General features: G+C 55.8%; 17 protein-coding genes. 5 read left to right on the forward strand and 12 right to left on the reverse strand.

Going from position 1 to position 16,540, the window contains the following annotated elements; all coding sequences use genetic code 11:
* Window positions 1-109: 109 nt before the first annotated feature.
* The 3 genes from B3527_RS05815 (at window position 110) to B3527_RS05825 (ending at window position 2,068) form a co-directional block, all read left to right on the forward strand.
* Complete coding sequence (locus tag B3527_RS05815) at window positions 110-1,387, forward strand: NAD(P)/FAD-dependent oxidoreductase (protein ID WP_290479304.1); 1,278 nt, start codon at window positions 110-112, stop codon at window positions 1,385-1,387.
* A gap of 155 nt (window positions 1,388-1,542) precedes the next feature.
* The gene (locus B3527_RS05820) at window positions 1,543-1,839 is read left to right on the forward strand and encodes a thioredoxin family protein (protein ID WP_198019758.1); all 297 of its coding nucleotides are present in this window, start codon (window positions 1,543-1,545) and stop codon (window positions 1,837-1,839) included.
* A gap of 25 nt (window positions 1,840-1,864) precedes the next feature.
* The gene (locus B3527_RS05825; RefSeq protein ID WP_034813564.1) at window positions 1,865-2,068 is read left to right on the forward strand and encodes a YgaP family membrane protein; all 204 of its coding nucleotides are present in this window, start codon (window positions 1,865-1,867) and stop codon (window positions 2,066-2,068) included.
* 73 nt (window positions 2,069-2,141) lie between these two features.
* Here B3527_RS05825 and B3527_RS05830 read toward each other — a convergent pair whose 3' ends face one another.
* Window positions 2,142-2,780: a TetR/AcrR family transcriptional regulator gene (locus B3527_RS05830; protein ID WP_290479303.1), complete on the reverse strand. Its 639-nt coding sequence runs from the start codon at window positions 2,778-2,780 to the stop codon at window positions 2,142-2,144.
* Between the two features lie 80 nt (window positions 2,781-2,860).
* Here B3527_RS05830 and B3527_RS05835 point away from each other — a divergent pair, with 80 nt between their 5' ends.
* Window positions 2,861-4,291 carry a D-arabinono-1,4-lactone oxidase gene (locus B3527_RS05835; protein WP_290479302.1) on the forward strand — a complete coding sequence of 477 codons (1,431 nt, stop codon included), beginning with the start codon at window positions 2,861-2,863 and terminating at the stop codon, window positions 4,289-4,291.
* A gap of 58 nt (window positions 4,292-4,349) precedes the next feature.
* Window positions 4,350-5,564, forward strand: coding sequence for an alanine racemase (locus B3527_RS05840; RefSeq protein WP_290479301.1), 1,215 nt, complete (start codon window positions 4,350-4,352; stop codon window positions 5,562-5,564).
* On the opposite strand, the gene B3527_RS05845 is transcribed toward B3527_RS05840, so the two are convergent.
* The 11 genes from B3527_RS05845 to B3527_RS05890 form a co-directional block, all read right to left on the reverse strand.
* Entirely contained in the window at window positions 5,561-5,797 is a 237-nt protein-coding gene (locus B3527_RS05845) for a hypothetical protein (RefSeq protein WP_290479300.1), read from the reverse strand. The two genes, B3527_RS05840 and B3527_RS05845, sit on opposite strands and share 4 nt — an antisense overlap.
* 275 nt (window positions 5,798-6,072) lie before the next feature.
* Window positions 6,073-7,317, reverse strand: coding sequence for a type II toxin-antitoxin system HipA family toxin (locus tag B3527_RS05850; protein WP_290479299.1), 1,245 nt, complete (start codon window positions 7,315-7,317; stop codon window positions 6,073-6,075).
* A 5-nt stretch (window positions 7,318-7,322) separates the two neighbouring features.
* Complete coding sequence (locus tag B3527_RS05855; protein WP_290479298.1) at window positions 7,323-7,628, reverse strand: helix-turn-helix domain-containing protein; 306 nt, start codon at window positions 7,626-7,628, stop codon at window positions 7,323-7,325.
* A gap of 69 nt (window positions 7,629-7,697) precedes the next feature.
* Window positions 7,698-8,114, reverse strand: a complete 417-nt coding sequence (locus B3527_RS05860; protein WP_290479297.1) for a ribbon-helix-helix domain-containing protein — start codon at window positions 8,112-8,114, stop codon at window positions 7,698-7,700.
* Between the two features lie 4 nt (window positions 8,115-8,118).
* On the reverse strand, window positions 8,119-10,074 hold the full coding sequence (locus B3527_RS05865) for a conjugal transfer protein TraG (protein WP_290479296.1): 1,956 nt from the start codon (window positions 10,072-10,074) through the stop codon (window positions 8,119-8,121).
* A gap of 124 nt (window positions 10,075-10,198) precedes the next feature.
* Window positions 10,199-11,911: a DUF3363 domain-containing protein gene (locus tag B3527_RS05870; protein WP_290481985.1), complete on the reverse strand. Its 1,713-nt coding sequence runs from the start codon at window positions 11,909-11,911 to the stop codon at window positions 10,199-10,201.
* 441 nt (window positions 11,912-12,352) lie between these two features.
* Window positions 12,353-12,856, reverse strand: coding sequence for a S26 family signal peptidase (locus B3527_RS16900; protein WP_290943138.1), 504 nt, complete (start codon window positions 12,854-12,856; stop codon window positions 12,353-12,355).
* Entirely contained in the window at window positions 12,853-13,095 is a 243-nt protein-coding gene (locus B3527_RS05875) for a helix-turn-helix domain-containing protein (RefSeq protein ID WP_290479294.1), read from the reverse strand. Before B3527_RS05875 ends, B3527_RS16900 begins: the two co-directional genes overlap by 4 nt.
* 180 nt (window positions 13,096-13,275) lie before the next feature.
* Window positions 13,276-13,599, reverse strand: a complete 324-nt coding sequence (locus tag B3527_RS05880) for a DUF736 domain-containing protein (protein WP_290479293.1) — start codon at window positions 13,597-13,599, stop codon at window positions 13,276-13,278.
* Between the two features lie 443 nt (window positions 13,600-14,042).
* Window positions 14,043-16,061: a ParB/RepB/Spo0J family partition protein gene (locus tag B3527_RS05885; RefSeq protein WP_290479292.1), complete on the reverse strand. Its 2,019-nt coding sequence runs from the start codon at window positions 16,059-16,061 to the stop codon at window positions 14,043-14,045.
* Window positions 16,058-16,540 carry a hypothetical protein gene (locus B3527_RS05890; RefSeq protein ID WP_290479291.1) on the reverse strand — a complete coding sequence of 161 codons (483 nt, stop codon included), beginning with the start codon at window positions 16,538-16,540 and terminating at the stop codon, window positions 16,058-16,060. The genes B3527_RS05885 and B3527_RS05890 overlap by 4 nt, the downstream gene beginning before the upstream one ends.

The following is a 16,540-nucleotide window of genomic DNA, read 5'->3' on the forward strand; positions in this document are numbered from 1 at the left end:
GCGCAGTCGGTCTTTGATTTAGCTCAATGCCATCGTGACCTATATAGGTAATATTGCGTATTTGCGAAAGTGCTAATATACAACATGTTTCCGGCAAGGAGGATTGGTTATGGCGAACATTGTAATTCTCGGCGCGGGCCTAGGCGGATTGATCGCCGCCTACGAAATCAAAAAGACCCTCGGGCGGGACCATCAGGTTTCGATCATCAGCGAAACGGACTACTACCAGTTCCAACCTTCCAATCCCTGGGTGATGGTAGGGTGGCGGGATCGCAAGGACATCACGGTCGACTTGGCAAAACCCCTCCGCAAGCGAAACGTCAACTTGATTGTCGGCAGGGCAGAGAAAGTTGATCCCGCGCACAAATGCGTGCGTATGCCGGATGGGTCGCAGGTAGAATACGACTATCTGGTCATAGCCACGGGTCCGGAACTCGCCTTCGATGATGTCGAAGGGCTCGGCCCGAACGGCCACACTCAATCGGTCTGCCACATCGACCATGCCGAAGCAGGAGCCTCGGCCTTTGAGGCGTTTTGCAAGAATCCGGGCCCAATCGTGATTGGAGCGGCACAAGGGGCTTCCTGTTTCGGGCCAGCCTATGAAACCGCGATGATCATTGAGACCGAACTGCGCAAACGCAAGATTCGCGATCAAGTGCCGATCACCTTTATTACCCCCGAACCCTATATCGGTCACCTCGGCCTCGATGGTGTGGGCGATACCAAAGGTCTGCTCGAAAGCGAGATGCGCAATCGCCATATCAAATGGATAACCAACGCCAGAGTTCTTGGCGCCGCAGCCGACATGGTACGTGTTGAGGAGTTGAACGAAGATGGCTCTGTCAAGCAAACGCATGAACTGCCGACCCGGTACACTATGCTCATGCCACCTTTCAGGGGGGTCGAAGCCGTGCGTGATGTCGAGGGCTTGGTGAACCCCAAGGGTTTCGTGATTACGGACGACTTCCAGCGTAATCCAGAATGGCCGGATATCTTTGGTATCGGCGTCTGCATCGCGATTCCGCCCATGGGGAAAACGCCCGTGCCAGTTGGCGTACCCAAAACAGGCTTCATGATCGAATCCATGGTGGAAGCAACCGCCCGCAACATCGCGCAGCTTATCGAAGGAACCCAGCCAACACACAAGGCGAGCTGGAATGCGATCTGTCTCGCTGACTTCGGCGATGGCGGCGTGGCGTTCGTTGCGCAGCCCCAGATCCCCCCTCGCAATGTTAACTGGTCGGCTTCCGGGGGATGGGTACACTTGGCCAAGGCGGGATTCGAAAAGTATTTCCTACACAAGCTGCGTACAGGCCAGTCTGAAACCTTCTATGAAAATGCAGCGTTGGGTCTACTGAAGACTCATAAATTGAAAGACCATTCCTGATGCCTGATCACCAGCATATTGTTTGCACCAAATGTGGCGCCGTAAATCGTGCGCCCATAGGGAGTAGCTTGGCGAGAGGCCATTGTGGATCGTGCAAGGGTGACCTTGCGAGCGATGCTCCCGTCGAGATCAACACGAAGATTCTCAACCGACTCATGTCCCGTGACGAAGGCAGTTTTCTCCTGGATGTATGGGCCCCTTGGTGTGGACCGTGTCGGATGATGGCGCCTTCATTTGCTGAGGCCGCAAAGCACTTTGATGGCAATCTTCGCTTCTTCAAACTCAACACGGAAGCCCATCCGGAAGGTGGAGCCGCATTGAATGTTCGCGGCATTCCTGCCCTCCTGTTGTTCCAAGACGGCAGCGTGATTGATCAGCGGTCTGGTGTAATGACTGCGCCCACAATCATCCAGTGGGTGAATAGCCTGAATATTCTGAAAACCAGCGCCTGACAGTATCTGACGAAAGGAAACAGATATGAATCTTGATCGTGCCGTACTCGCCTTTGCCGGATTGGTCGTTCTGATCAGCCTCGCATTGGGATACTGGGTATCCCCCTATTGGTTCCTGCTGACTGCTTTTGCGGGGCTTAACATGTTTCAGGCCGCCTTTACCGGTTTTTGTCCGGCCGCACTGGTCTTCAAGGCTATCGGCATACGGAGCGGCAACGCCTTCAAATAACGTCTGAGAGATTTGAGTTCGACCTTGGGTCAACAGCACATCACAAGGGCGACGTCCGCCGCCAGCTATCGCACTAAGCTTGATGGCTCATCGCTTGTCGCAAACTGAAGGCCAACATGGAAGCCGTCTGCCGAAGGATCTCGCCTTCATCAATCGACGGTTCGTCAAACACCATCTCGACCACCGCATACCCGATCTCAACACTCAGCCTCGCTGATGGCAGGATACGTCCATGATCAAGATCAGGTCGTGTTTTGATTATCCGTTCCGCCAACAATCGCGCAACATGTCGGTGAGACTCAACCCTGACACCCGCCAATACAGGCGTGGCATGCATGGACCGCATAATCCACGCGCCTGCTTTGGTCTGTCGAGTTACCCGTATTGTCTCGAAGAGTAGCATTTCGATTTCGGCCTCAAGATTGCTCAAGTCACCTGCGTCGAGGCTCCAATTCTCCATCAAAATATTCTGCTGAGCCATCAGTCGCTCGCCCAGTTCTTTCAGGACCGAATATTTGTTCGGGAAGTAGCGGTACAATGCCGGCGGCGTGAGTTCAGCTCGTCTACAGATCATGTTTGTCGAGAGCTTCTCGAACCCGACCTCCTCAATCAAGTCAGCCGCGGCGATCAAAATCTGCTCAAGCGTGTCTCGACTTCGCTGCTGGTTAGGCGCGGATCGTCTTGTGGTGTTGGGTTCGATTTTCGTTGTCATCACTCAAACGTACTTCATTGACAGTTCAAGGGCGGCTGCCTATCGATAGTCATCGCTACCATTTTGGGGAGGTTGGCGCAATGGGAGTATCCAGACGGAGAGTGGTTCAAGCTGGCCTTGGACTCACGGCAGTATCTGCCGTTCCAATAGTTCAACACGTAGCGTGGGGCACGAGAGACTATGTCCGCGAAGACTACGCTCCAGATCATCCTGAGCCACCTATTGGCGAAGAGAGTTGGAGGAACTGGTCAGGCGCGCAAACTGCTACGCCCAAACAGTTTCAGTCTCCAGCGTCAGCTGCCGAACTTTCGGAAATCATCCGAACTACGCCAGGACGCATCCGCCCAAGAGGCAGCGGCCATTCTTTTTCGGGGCTCGTACCCAGTGAAGGAGTTATTCTGGATGTTGGGCAGCTCGCCGGCTTGAAAGCCTATGACCCTGTAACTCAGCGCGCGACCTTTGGCGCTGGAACCGTTCTGTTCCAGGCAGCATCCCAATTGAATGAGATTGATCGGGCCTTTCCAAACCTTCCCGACATCGTCGACCAAACACTCGCGGGATCCTTCTCGACCGCCACCCACGGCACAGGCCAAACCCTGACCGCACTTCATGACTACATCCACTCCTTCAAACTGGTAACTGCTGACGGCAGTCTGTTGGACGTCACGGCCGATTCCAACCCCGATCTGTTTTCTGCGGGCAAAGTCTCTCTCGGTGCGCTGGGCGTGATCAGCGAGTACACGGTTGAGACCATCCCCTCCTTCAATCTGAGGCGTATCGTCAGTGCAGAACCCATAGATGCCGTACTCGATGACGCTTTTTCCCGTGCCAGCTCATATCGAAATTTCGAATTCTATTATCTTCCAGGTACGGGACTCGCTGCCAGTATCACTCACGATCTGCATCGCGGAGAGACGACCGGTCTGGAACCTTCCAACGATGACGATGAAATGTTGGAGGGCCTTAAACAGTTACGGAATGAATTCGGGTGGTGGCCCTGGCTCCGTAAACGCATTGCGCAATCTGCTCTTCCCAGCGGCACGATTGAAGATGTCAGTGATGCCTCCCTCCAGCTCCTGGCCACGACCCGCCCGATAAAGTTCAACGAAATGGAGTATCACCTCCCTTGGGACGATGGTCTCAAGGCCTTGAGGCAGATCATCAAAATGATGGATCAGCGAAAGCACGTCTTCTTTCCCATGGAGGTCCGGTTTACCGCTCCCGACGATGCCTGGCTTAGCCCGTTCCTTGGTGGCCCCCGAATATCCATCGCGATCCATGCGGCAGTCGACGAAGCCTATGATTATTTCTTCAGCGAGTTCGAACCAGTTTTCAAAATGTATGGCGGCCGCCCCCATTGGGGCAAACACCACAGCCTGCAACGCAAAGATTTGGAAGCTCTCTATCCGGACTTTACCAAGTTCGCAGACTTGCGCCGTTCGCTCGATCCGACTGGAAAATTCCTGAACCCCCATCTCGCCGATGTGTTTGGAGCTCCCTTCAATGCCTGAACTTAGCAGAAGGACACTCTTGATCGGAGGAACAGCTTTAGCAGGAGTAGCAACTCTCATGTCGAAACCCAGTGACAAGAGCGGACCAAGAGATCCTTATTTCTTGCAAATGCAAAAAGCTCTCACCGATGCAGGGATCGCAACACCGACCCTGGTGATCGATCGCGCACGGCTCAACGCCAATATTGATACGCTGAAACACCACCTGCCGCAGGGCATGGGATATCGTATTGTCGCCAAGTCCCTGCCATCGCTTCGATTGATTGACCATATTCGCAAGCGAACCGGCACGGATCGGTTGATGACATTCAATTTACCCATGCTGCTGGCACTGAGCACAGAAATGCCCGAAGCCAGCCAGTTGCTTGGCAAACCCCTGCCCATTCAGGCTGCGCGCCAATATTTTCACAAACTACCGCCCGAGCGCTCTGATGCGGCAGGCCGCGTCCAATGGCTCATAGATACTCCGAAGCGACTTGAGCAGTACCAGGATCTCGCAAAGGATGTTGGTCGCACCCTGAATATTAATCTGGAACTGGATGTGGGACTCCACAGGGGCGGCTTCGAACCAGGTTCCGGGTTGGGGAGCGTGTTGCACGAAATAGAACTGGATGCGAGTTTGGAATTTGCGGGTTTCATGGGTTACGAACCGCATATTCCCAGCCTGCCCACAAGCTTGGGCTGGCGCGACAAGGCGCTCGCAGGAGCTTGGCGTTCATACAGGGCGGCGCTTGATCAAGCCGCTGAGGTGTTTGGCAAGGAAGCCATAGAGCAAATCACCCGAAACGCAGCAGGCAGTCCGACCTATCGCTACTACGAGGACACTTCGATTGCGAATGAAGTCTCTGCAGGGTCGTGCCTGATGAAGCCAACGCATTTTGACACTGAATTGTTGGAGCCCCATACGCCCGCGAGCTTCATTGCAACACCGGTCATCAAATCTGTCGCCAAAACACGGATGCCCGGCCTCGAGTTCGCCGACAAAACCAAACGGGTGTGGGATCCAAACTACAGCAAGACCATATTCATTTATGGAGGCCACTGGCTCGCCGACCCGGTTGATCCGCCCGGCCTGGAATACAATTCGACGTTCGGACGCTCCTCCAACCAGGAAATGCTGAATGGTGGGCCGGAGCTGCAAATCGCGCCAGACGAGTTCGTATTTCTTCGTCCGCACCAGAGCGAAGCAGTCTTCCTGCAATTCGGGGATATCGCCGTTTACGAAGACGGAGAAATTGTGGACTCCTGGCCCGTCTTTGAGGCTTCAGCTTAGACTGTTTCATCAGTATCTTCAGCCTGGAGCGCGAGACTGCTCCACAACGCCTCGTCCGCTTCAGCCAGACCGTTGCGGGGTATCATGGCAACTTCCAGAGATCGGGTACGCAGGGCAACCTGGATCACGCCGCGTCTGTCGAGATCTTTGAAGCGGGTCGGGACACGCCGGACATAGTGACACCAACCGCTGCGATCCTTCAGAAATCTTGATCCAAGTGAGAAATGCTTCATCGCCCTTTGTTGTGCAACAAGTTTGCATTTTGTGGGGTAAATTGTAGTGCACGATCAGCGAAAAGGCCTGGAGCGCCTGAGCTTTCCCAAGTATTTTCAATGATTTCAAAGGAGGTGTCAGGCGTCACCCTGAAAGAAATGGCGCGAGTGACGGGGCTCGAGATTATTCACAATACATAATGATTTCAATGCATTACAGGCTTTGCATTTCAAATTTGTATCACAATATGGTTCCATTTTGTATCACAATTTGTCTCATTTTCGGCAGGTTCGATTTAAGGTCGTGCCTCCTCAAGATCGTTATGCTCAAAGGCGCTCGCCATTCTGTCAATCTGTACCTTCGATTGACCGAGTGTCTGCGCAACAATTCGCCATTCCGCAACCGCCTTTCCAACATCTGCGATAATCTCAGAAGCCCGTTTGCTTGAAAGCCCGAACAGCGTGGCCTGGTCGCGCGCGAGTTCGATAGAACACGTGCCCTCATCAATACTGATATTTGTTGTCAGGATGCGAGCCTTGAGATCTGTCGGGGTTGGGTTCAGATCATAGGCCGGAGATATCACCCACCCCTCCTTCCCTGCCCAAAGGAATCCGTGATTGCGCAAATGGTCGTCGACGTTTGAGATCAGAATGTTGAACACCATCCGCCTGAAGAGTTCAGCCGCATCCTCCCCAGCGCGCGCGCCGTGGCGTGCAAGTTCATCGACGATCTCAGGATAGCTGCCGCGATCTCCATCTTTAAGCTGTAATAGGGACATTGCTGACAAGAAAGGCGTTCGGATTTCATCGCTCCGATCAAACCGCCAAGAAATCAGAACAGGCCTACCGCCAACCTGCTGCAACTTGTGACGCGGCACGCGCATTCCAGCACGGTCGGCTAATATGAGTGCAATGTGCTCCCAGGTCTCGAGACTGTATTCGTCGGACTCCTTCGGAAATTTCGCAATGGCGAGATGACCATGCGCATCAATCACCGAAGCTTTGGGCCGGGCGCCGCCCAAGGACGACCCGGGGGCAAAAATCAAGGCGAGGTCTTCATCGGTTTCCTCGTCCCGGTCGATGCGCTGCGCGCTCTCGAGCAATCGCCCGAGTTGGATAAATCCTGGAACACCCTCACCAATCGGCTTTTGAAACGCGTCATCCTCCGGCCGCTTAAAACGCAAAGCTCCAAGTCGCGAGAAGTCTGTTACACCCAGAAGGAAATCTGCTTCCTGTAGCGTTCTTGGCGAACGGCCCTCCTTAACGGCTTGCCTGCGTTCAGACCGCTGCATGAGACGGCGCCCCCAAGTGTCTGGAGACGAGTCACCGATCGATCCAAAAATCTCTTTCGCCCCGCCCGGATGGAAAATGCCCTGACCAAGGGAAAGACTTGGCTCTAATGCAAATGCCACCCCATGGCTAAGCCAGTCGGGATGATATTCAAAGGTGACCGACTCGCGTCCCCTGGCCGCCTGTCTGAACAGTGTGCCGACCCTGAAGGTCTCACCCTCAAGAGAGATATGGATTTCAATTTCGCTCATGATTTTCAGCTTCTAATGCGCTTGGGCAGCTTGGCTGACGCCAGCGTCATGCCGAGTTCATCATTCGATGGATCAGCCAGCTCTCCCAATCCTTCCAACAGACCAAGGGCGTGCAACACGGAGGCATAGATGCCGATGCTGACGCCAAAATCACCGTCCTCGACGCGCTGCAAAGTCTTGCGGGATGTGAAGGCTCGATCAGCCACGACTTCCATCGACAAACCACGGCGTTTTCGTGCATCCTGAATGTCCTGACCCAGTTTTCGCAGGGTCCGGCGGACTGCATTAGGCGGTGTCGTTGGTGTTGGCATAATGTAACCTTCAGTTCTCAATAAGCCCCATAATGGGTCACGAAGGTTACAATTTCAAGAATAATCACCTTATTCAGGGGACAAATCGCTGAAACGGCTGATCCGCTCAGATAGAAGGTTGGATCCGCAAACCTTCTGGCCAACCTGTTCAATAAAGAAGTCAAAGCGCCTCAACCCGAGCGCATGCGCGGCCTCGCGTTCGCTTTCTGGCAGCGGATCGGTCCGTGTCAGCCAGTAGAAGACAAACTGGCCAATGGCTTCCAGTGCGATTTCGACATCCCGTTCGATCTCGCCCTGGCGCAGGTCGAACTTGTCCATGCGCTTCAGGATGCGCTCTTCCATACCCTGCCGGATTTCGGGATTGAAATACTCACGCAAGGCTTGCTCGATGATGGCCGACTTGGTGGCTCCGGGACGACGCGTCATCTCATCGAGCTTCGCGTAGACATCGCCAGAGAGGCGCAAATTGATACGTGGCTTAGGCATGGCGCTAGAAGTCCGGAAGCGTGTCAGGGTTAGTAAGATCAAGCGTTGCGGCCCGGCGTATCGTTTCAAGGTGTTGGGCCTCAGCCACATCAAGCGTCTCGTCCTCGGCGATGAGGACGTCCGGCTCAGGCACAGGCGGGGTTGTCTCCGGCTGAGCGGCAAGCTCTGGTGCGATCTCCAGACTGCCCGCGCCTGAGCTCCCCGACCCGTCCGGTTTCTCCGGATCGGTATCAGCGCCGATCGCAAGACCTGACCAATCGTCTGGGCGTTTGCTGGCCGAGACCGCCACCGAAGAAGGCGGGAGCACGCGCTGCGTGAAATTCCGGTCCTTGTAGTATCGCAGCTTCGTCGCGCGCACAGGCGGCGCGCCGGAGACCATAACGATCTCATCGCTGGCAGGAAGTTGCATGACTTCTCCGGGTGTCAGAAGCGGTCGCTGGGTTTCCTGCCTGGACACCATCATGTGCGATAGCCAAGGCGCGAGCCGGTGACCGGTATAGTTCTTCTGCGCGCGAAGTTCGGTCTTCGCGCCAAGAGCGTCAGATATCCGTTTGGCGGTTCGTTCGTCATTGGTGGCAAAGGCGACCCGCACATGACAATTGTCGAGGATTGAATGGTTTGGGCCGTAGGCTTTCTCAATTTGATTGAGCGACTGAGCGATCAGAAAGGCGCGCACGCCATATCCTGCCATGAAGGCCAGCGCTGTCTCGAAGAAGTCCAGCCGCCCCAGTGCCGGGAACTCGTCCAGCATCATCAAGAGCTTGCGCCGACCTGGCTTTGGCAATTCTTCGGTCAGCCTACGCCCGATCTGATTCAGGATAAGCCGCATCAGAGGCTTCGTGCGCGACATATCGGAGGGCGGACAGGCGAGATAGAGCGAGACTGGCTTATCATCATCGGTGAGATCTGCGAGCCGCCAGTCGCTAGCAGATGTGATATCCGCAATCACGGGGTCACGGTAAAGCGACAGAAAGCTCAGCGCGGTTGAGAGAACACCCGAGCGTTCATTTTCCGACTTGTTGAGAAGTTCGCGGGCGGCCTGCGCGACCACGGGATGGACCTGATCGCCACCTAGATGCTGCGTGCGCATCATTCGCGTGAGCGTGGCTGTAAAGCTGCGCGAAGGATCAGACAGAAACTGCCCACAACCGGCGAGCGTCTTTTCATCTTCCGCATAAAGCACATGCAGCATGACACCGACGAGCAAAGCATGCGCGGTCTTCTCCCAATGATTGCGCCGCTCCAGCGAGCCTTCAGGATCGACCAGTATGTCCGCGATATTCTGGACGTCGCGAACCTCCTGAAGCCCGCGTCGGACTTCAAGCAGCGGATTGTATTTCGGAGAACGCGTATCGGTCGGATCAAACCGAAGGCAGGTCGAAAAGCGTGACCGCCAGCCCGATGTCAGGTCCCAGTTCTCACCCTTAATGTCATGGATGACAGCACTTCCGGTCCAAGAGAGGAGCGTTGGCACCACGAGACCGACGCCCTTGCCCGAACGGGTGGGCGCAAAGGCCATAACGTGTTCAGGTCCGTTATGGCGCAGATAGTCCGAGTTCCATTTTCCGAGGAAGACGCCGTCCCTATCCATAAGCCCGTGGCGTTTCAAATCTGAGGCCTTCGCCCAGCGCGCTGAGCCATAGGTGGTGACATTGGCAGCATCCTGGCTTCGAACAACCGAACCAATGACTGCTGCAAATATGCCGAGCAGCCCACCACTGGAAGCGATCAATCCCGCCCGCGCAAAAACATCCGGTGCGTAAGCCTCATAGGCATACCACCACTGGAATAGCCGCCAGGGTTTGTAAACCGCGATCTCACTGACAAAGAACCACGGCCGTCCGAGCGCAGGCTGATAGCCGAACATATGCGCTGTCCATTGGGTTGCGCCCCAAATGGTTAGAACGATCAATAAAAAGACAATCAGGACCTGTCCAAGCAGGATTTTTCCAGGGCGCATATCTAACTCCTCGCGTAACAGCAACACGGGGAACATGCTGGCCCAAGTATATTTGACCGCCTAGTTTGCGGCGAGGCTATTGCAGGCAGACATATGCAAGTCTGTCCAACTCAACTCGAGATCGTTATCTCGACAATACCTTGGCCCGGCCAACACCAATCGTCCATGAGACCCCTTTCGCTGTCCGCCGTGCAATCATCTCGCGCCCACGGTGTCGTTCTATTTCTGGACGCCAAGGCACAAGCGCGAACGCTTTCGCATTACCGATAAGGGCAAGTCGGCGATTGCCCAGATCAACCGCGCCTTCAAAGCGCCCGTCGAACGTTTCCCCTGTTCCAAGGTGAACAGCCTGCCGACCTGTCTGGGACGCAAGGCGCACCTCTGCCCGCTTTTTCTCAAGCTTTGCAAGCTCAGCTCGCGCAGCTGACGTAAGATCCACCTCGTCGCCGCGTAGGAGCCCCTGTTCGCGCAGCCATTTCAGGCGTGCCTGCTTTGCAGCTTCTACCCTTCCGCCGACGATCTCACCACCATGCTCGTCCAGCCAGGTCAATCCATGTCTCTCGATTTGGTCGTTCAACGCGATCCAGGAGCGCACCTGAACATGGACGCCAGATCGCGACTGCTCAAATATTGCCGCCTTGCGCAGATAGTCTTCCGGTATTTGCCAAGTACCATCGCCAATGCGTTCGGCGAGCCCCGCTCGTCTAAGGGCTTCCAATCTCCGGAGATGAGCCGTTCGATAGGCCGTCGTTGAAGATGGGTCTGCTTCGCGATGCAGGTCGGCTGAATAATAGCCACCGGTCTGCTCTGCGATTTGAGCAATCGTCCGATCAGAAGTGCGAATCTGCGCCGTGCGAGATCCCACTTCAACAATCGCGCTTTCTGGGGGTGTCGTCCCGGGCTCCATTGCGCCAGCGTTCACAAGCCAACGCCTACCCTCAAAGTCTTCTATTACAAGGGACCGCGTTCCCTTGAGTTCATCATCCGGCAGCCCCGTCATGACCGTGCCCATTAGTTTGCCTTTCGACGCCCTGGCAGGGTCGAACTTTTGCAGTCTCTCATGACCATCCTGGCGGCCAAATTTTGCCGCCAGCGTCGCGATCACATCGTTGCGACGTCCGAGTTCTGAAAGCTGTTCGTTCCAGCCCTCGCTCATCTGCCAGCGTCCGCTCTCTATCTTATGGGCAAGACCCAACTCTTCGAGATGTGCGAGGCGTTGTCGTCTCAGCGAGCGGTCAAACCGATCCGCTGGTGTCGTTACATCCCTGCCGAAACGGATTTCACCGCTCGACATGTCCTTCAGCAAAGACCGATCAATATCTGTGAATCGGTCACGATGAACTTCGGCATGGCGAGCGCGCGCAATTTCGATATCCCGCCTTGGACCCAGTGTCTCAGTGACGATCTGTGCAGCTCGGCGGCGCATGCCGGATTTTACATATTCCGGTGCAATGACGAGATCAGCCCCGCGCTGATCCGAACCGCGCACAATGATATGGGTGTGGGGATGACCAGTATTATGGTGATCGACCGCGACCCAGTCGAGACGGGTGCCAAGATCATGTTCCATGCGATCCATAAGAGCCCGCGTGGTCTCTCTCAGGTCGCCGAGGGCCTGACCGTCTTCAGGGGAAACAATGATACGGAACTGGTGGCGATCATGTTCGCTCCGTTCCAAGAACCCTTTCGGTTCAGGTGTCTCGCCCTCTCTGGTATAGAGGTCTCCGCCTTGCCCGCCGCGTTCAACACCGTCGCGTTGGATATAGTGTAAGTGGGCGCGGAACGTTCCGATCCCGCCGCCTCTCCCGGCCCGCGCAATATGTGTCTTCACGCTCACGCGCCGCGCCCGAAACGTTTGCCATCTTCGCGATGCGAAATCGAGCTGTCTCGCAGCTGCCGCACCACGTCCGTTTTGACGCCCTGTGAAACCGGACTTTCCGCGCCCTCTGCTTAGTCGCCTTGCCGCCGCTCGGACTTGCTTTGAAAGCCGTTTGCTTCCTGCCGCCCCGCGATCCCGGATCCGGCCCAGCCGGGGGGAAAAATCATCATCCATTGCAAAAACGATGGCGAAAGTGCTTGGCGCCATCCCAACCGCCCGTGTTTACAGGCGATTGCACGATTTCACGGGCGCCTCGACTTGGTGCAACAGGCGCCGAAAAAACGATGTGCAGACAATGACTTGGACGCTGCATGGCGCCAAGTGTTTTATCTTGCCCTACCGGGTCCGCTTTCCACCGCCCTGCATCCGCTTGCATTGCTTTGGCTGCGCTTGAGAGCATCATCGGTCAGATCCTTCTAGGAGAAGGGTCGCTACGCCGTCTAAATCGCTTGTTTTGGTCACACCGAAATATCGCCCATCTAGCGATCTTGAGTGCGGATTGAGCAAGAAAACTTCGCTATCTTTTAGCGTGTGGCAGCCCTGCCAGATAGGCAGGGATCGGTCTAAAGTATCCTGCGCTAGTGCCTCGGCCACAAGCGTTCCGTTAATCGAGATCTGTGTCCCGTGACGGCAGATTTCGTCACCCACCACACCAGAAACCTGCTTGATCATTGGCCAGTCCCGGCCAACAAAGCCATAGGCTTGTGCCCACTGCGCAGCATCACTTCTGGCTGAGACGACGACCCATCTGCCGGGGGTGAATGGGGCGTCGCTCAGCCAGTAAATCCCGACTGGCGCACTTGCAGTTCGGTTCCAGATCAGCCTCTCCTGCGGTTTCCAGACGAAGACTGAAAGACACGCCAGGGACACCGCGCCGCCAATCAATAACCAGCCTCGCTTCATGATTTTGGACGGACGCGGTTCGATGTTGAAGAGTAGGCATGGCGCTGTGACCAACGGATCAAGCTCGCCCGCGTATAGAAAACACGCACGCCATGTTTGCGGTAAATCGGTCCGCGTCCAACACAGCGATAATGGTCGAGCGTTGATCTGGTCACGCGCAAAAAAGTAGCAGCTTCCTCTGTCGTCAGGAGCGTGTGCTCATCCTCATCTGAAGGTGGTTTCATGGATGTATCAGTCATGGTTATCTCCTTTGTTTTGAGCGTGTTGCTCGCTGCAAAGGAAAGCGCCCAACTGCACAGGATCAAAGGGAGAAAATGAAACCTCTTCATTTTCTCCCTATAGATTAACCATTGGTTTTAAACGCAAAAACCGCCCCGAAGATCATCTCCGGAGCGGCTGATTTTTCGATGGGTGTGCCCCTAGTCCCGCGGGTTCCAGAGGATCACGTGGCGGCCTTTCTTGCCTTTCACGGGGGCGAGGTTCGCGTAAATCTTGCGCGGTCCGATTTGTGGGTCTGCAAGCGTGATCGAGACATATTCACGTCCTGAAGCTTTGGCTTTGCGCATCCAGCCGCCGCCGATTTCCGTCGAAGTTTCGCCGGCATAGATGCGATAGTCCGGTTGTCCGTCCTCTGCTTTCTCACCGTTCTTTTCGATACGGATGGCAGCCGAGAGGTTCATCATTGCGAGGGCGCCTTCGAAGCCTGTTTTGGTTTCGCTGACATATCCGAGTGCATTGGCCATGGTGTTCTCCTTTTCGTTTCCTTGGCTGTCTTGGAGGACCTCTTGTCCCCGTCGACGCCGGACCGTCAGGACGGGGCCGGACGGCCTCGAACCGCTTGCGGGCGCAACGCAGTGAAGCACCGGTTAGGCAAGAAAACTTGTTTCGCGAGGAGCCGCAAAGCGGCGGGGAAGTTTTCTTGAATGGCCGGTTTCAAGGCAGGCTGGCCGCGTCCAGGTCATACGGCAAGAGACGGGAACAGGAGGTCTTCCTCTGACAAGGAGACATCAGAAAAGGACTGCCACTGGCGGAGCATACGGACACAAAGCAGACCTAAAGACGGGCGATTTTTCACGCCGTTCTCCCTAGAACCTAACCTGCCAACCAACCACTCAAGAAAGCGAAAGCCGCCCGATGACCAGCACCGAACGACCTCCATTTTCCGCACTGACGGGAGACTAAATCGTCAGGCGGCGTTCAGTTGTTCAAAGTTCTCTACATCGGAATCACATACTGTCTGGCTCGCTTCAAACAGGCCCTTGATCCGTTCCCACGCATCAACAGGCGCACAGGCTGCGCCCTCGACAAGGCGCGTCGGTGGCACCTGCATCCAGCTGGGTCGCCAGTCGGGATTAGGCTCACACCCCTCCCCAATAATCCGGTTTCCGATAATCATCTTCTGGGCTTTTGCGGTGTCGGTGGCGCAGCTTTCCGCCAGCGACGTCGTCCCAATATCCGCAACCATCGCATTGATCGCCCGCTTATCACGCAGAAGGTCGAAGAAGGCAGGTTCTGGCTTCCAATATCTGGCCATATCCGTCTCGCAGACATGGGCTACTGCCTCAACAATCGCCCCGCCTGCTTCCAAAGTGTCAGCCATAGTAAAGGCGAGCACTTGCATCACCTCGTCATCTGACATGGCGAGCAAGGCCGCAAAGACTTCGCACAAGCGATAGGCATCACCATTACGGCGGGCACTACCATTGACGTTCAAGGCAGAGAATAATTCACTCACCTGCTCGCGGGCTATGTCCGTTTCAGCGGTCGCCTTCGCCCCTTCAACACTGGCTAGCGTGTCCTCTTTGCGGCTGCGGGCCTCGTGCGGTCGCACGTCCCAGAGGGCAGAACCTGTCATCGCATGGGCCACCATCAGGCGCAGCGCGATGGCTGGCTGTTTCAGCAGACTGGAACGGGCCGCGCCATGGCGGTGCAGGCCGATATAATCCGCCATCGGACCGGACATTTCTGGTTTGATTTGAGTAGGTTCTGTATCGCTCTCACCATTGGCTGCGCGGTCGAGTCTTCTGGCTTCGGCTTGGCTGACATAGCCTTCATGACAGGTCACAGTCCCGTCATGACGAATTTCAATATAGACCTTGCCGCCATCCTCTTTTGAGCGCTGGGCGTGGTCCCATTTGTAAAAATACTGCCCGCGTTCAAGGCAGGACACATCGCGCCAGCCATCAGCGAGATAGGCCTCCACCCTTGCAGCAATGGCTTTGGATTGCGCCTGCCAGAACTGGTCTGCATCAGCGAACACGCCATGCTCACCGAACAGGTCAGCGGTGATTTGCCCCTCATAATCTGACAGATCGAACAGGGCCTTATCAGTCGTAATCGTCGTGCCACCCGTCACCCATGCTTTGCAATTTCGGCCCATTGGGGCGCGCTCTTCCTCGCTCTCGAACAGACGCAACCATTCAGCCTGTTGCGCCTCACTCGAGAGTGTTAGGGCGCGTATGGTCTCGCGGTCTATCTCCTCTTCCGCGTAAAGTTTACAGATTGGAGCGCTAAGCGAAGCGAGCGCGAGAACCCGCCGCACCAGCAATTCTGTCACACCAAAATAGGCGGCAATATCATCCACAGCGCGGCCTTCCTCGTGCAGGCGTTTGAAAGCGGTATATTGCTCCATCTCGGTCGCGGGCAGTCTGCCCACATTCTCAATGACAGAAGCTTCAATCGCACTGGCCGCGTCCTTTTCTGACATGATGGCGCAAGGCACTAAGGGCGTCTCGCCTGTCTCTTTGGCAATGGCTTGCAAAGCAAAGAAGCGGCGGCGTCCGGCAATGACGCCATAATGCTTGCCCTCACGGCGCACCAGCAAAGTCTGGCGAATGCCGCCTGCTTTTATGGACGGTAGAATGTCGGACACGTCCGGCTTTTTGCGTCCGTGCCGCATGTTTAACTTGCTGATGCGAAGCTCATTGAGTGGAATGTGTTTAAGGGTGGGTTGTGCCATGTCGGTCTCCTGTTCTGGCGGGTAGAGGGAGAGGCCCAGCTTCCAAGCCGGGTCTCTCCAGTTGATTTTGGTGAAGGGAAAGCCATCTGCGTCGCGCGACGGATGGGGGTCGGTTTCGCCCCAATCATAGTCGCGGATGGAAATGATCGGGGCGCGGCCCTCGACCCAAATCTCTGCCACTTGCTGCTGGCAAATGACCAAGGTCATGCGCGGGCGCGGTCCAAGCTGGTCGAAGATACAGCTCATGGGAAAGTCCCATCGCCAAGGGTTGCGGCGCGGCCTGCAAGCCTTGAGAGCACTGCGCGGCCTGCGTCCAGAGCTTCGGGCAAAAGCTCGTTGGCGACATCGGTCAGATAGGCATTATCGCTATCGGGATAGTTGGCCTCAATGCCCCAAAGGCTCGCGGCATGGTTCTCAAGTTCAACGCCCTCAAGCGCGACGGATAGAACAATCCCGCAATAGAACCATTCATCCTTACGCCATGCTTCCATGACCGCTTCGGCCTTGGCCTGCGCCTGCGCAAACCGCTCGCGCCAGTGATTACCGGCCCCAATGAATCCCGGCGCGTCCTTGTAGAGCGAAGGCCAGAATCCATCCTGCCTCTCGTCGGGCGCGTCGGGGCAATCATCGCGCACAATCCGCGCAATGATCTCTAAGCCTGCGACCTCGCAAGAGATGCTATCACCCTCACACACGAAGGATTGGAAGCGTTCCGTGAAGGCCAT

It is taken from the genome of Hyphomonas sp. UBA4505 (assembly GCF_002388685.1).
Lineage (GTDB): Bacteria > Pseudomonadota > Alphaproteobacteria > Caulobacterales > Hyphomonadaceae > Hyphomonas.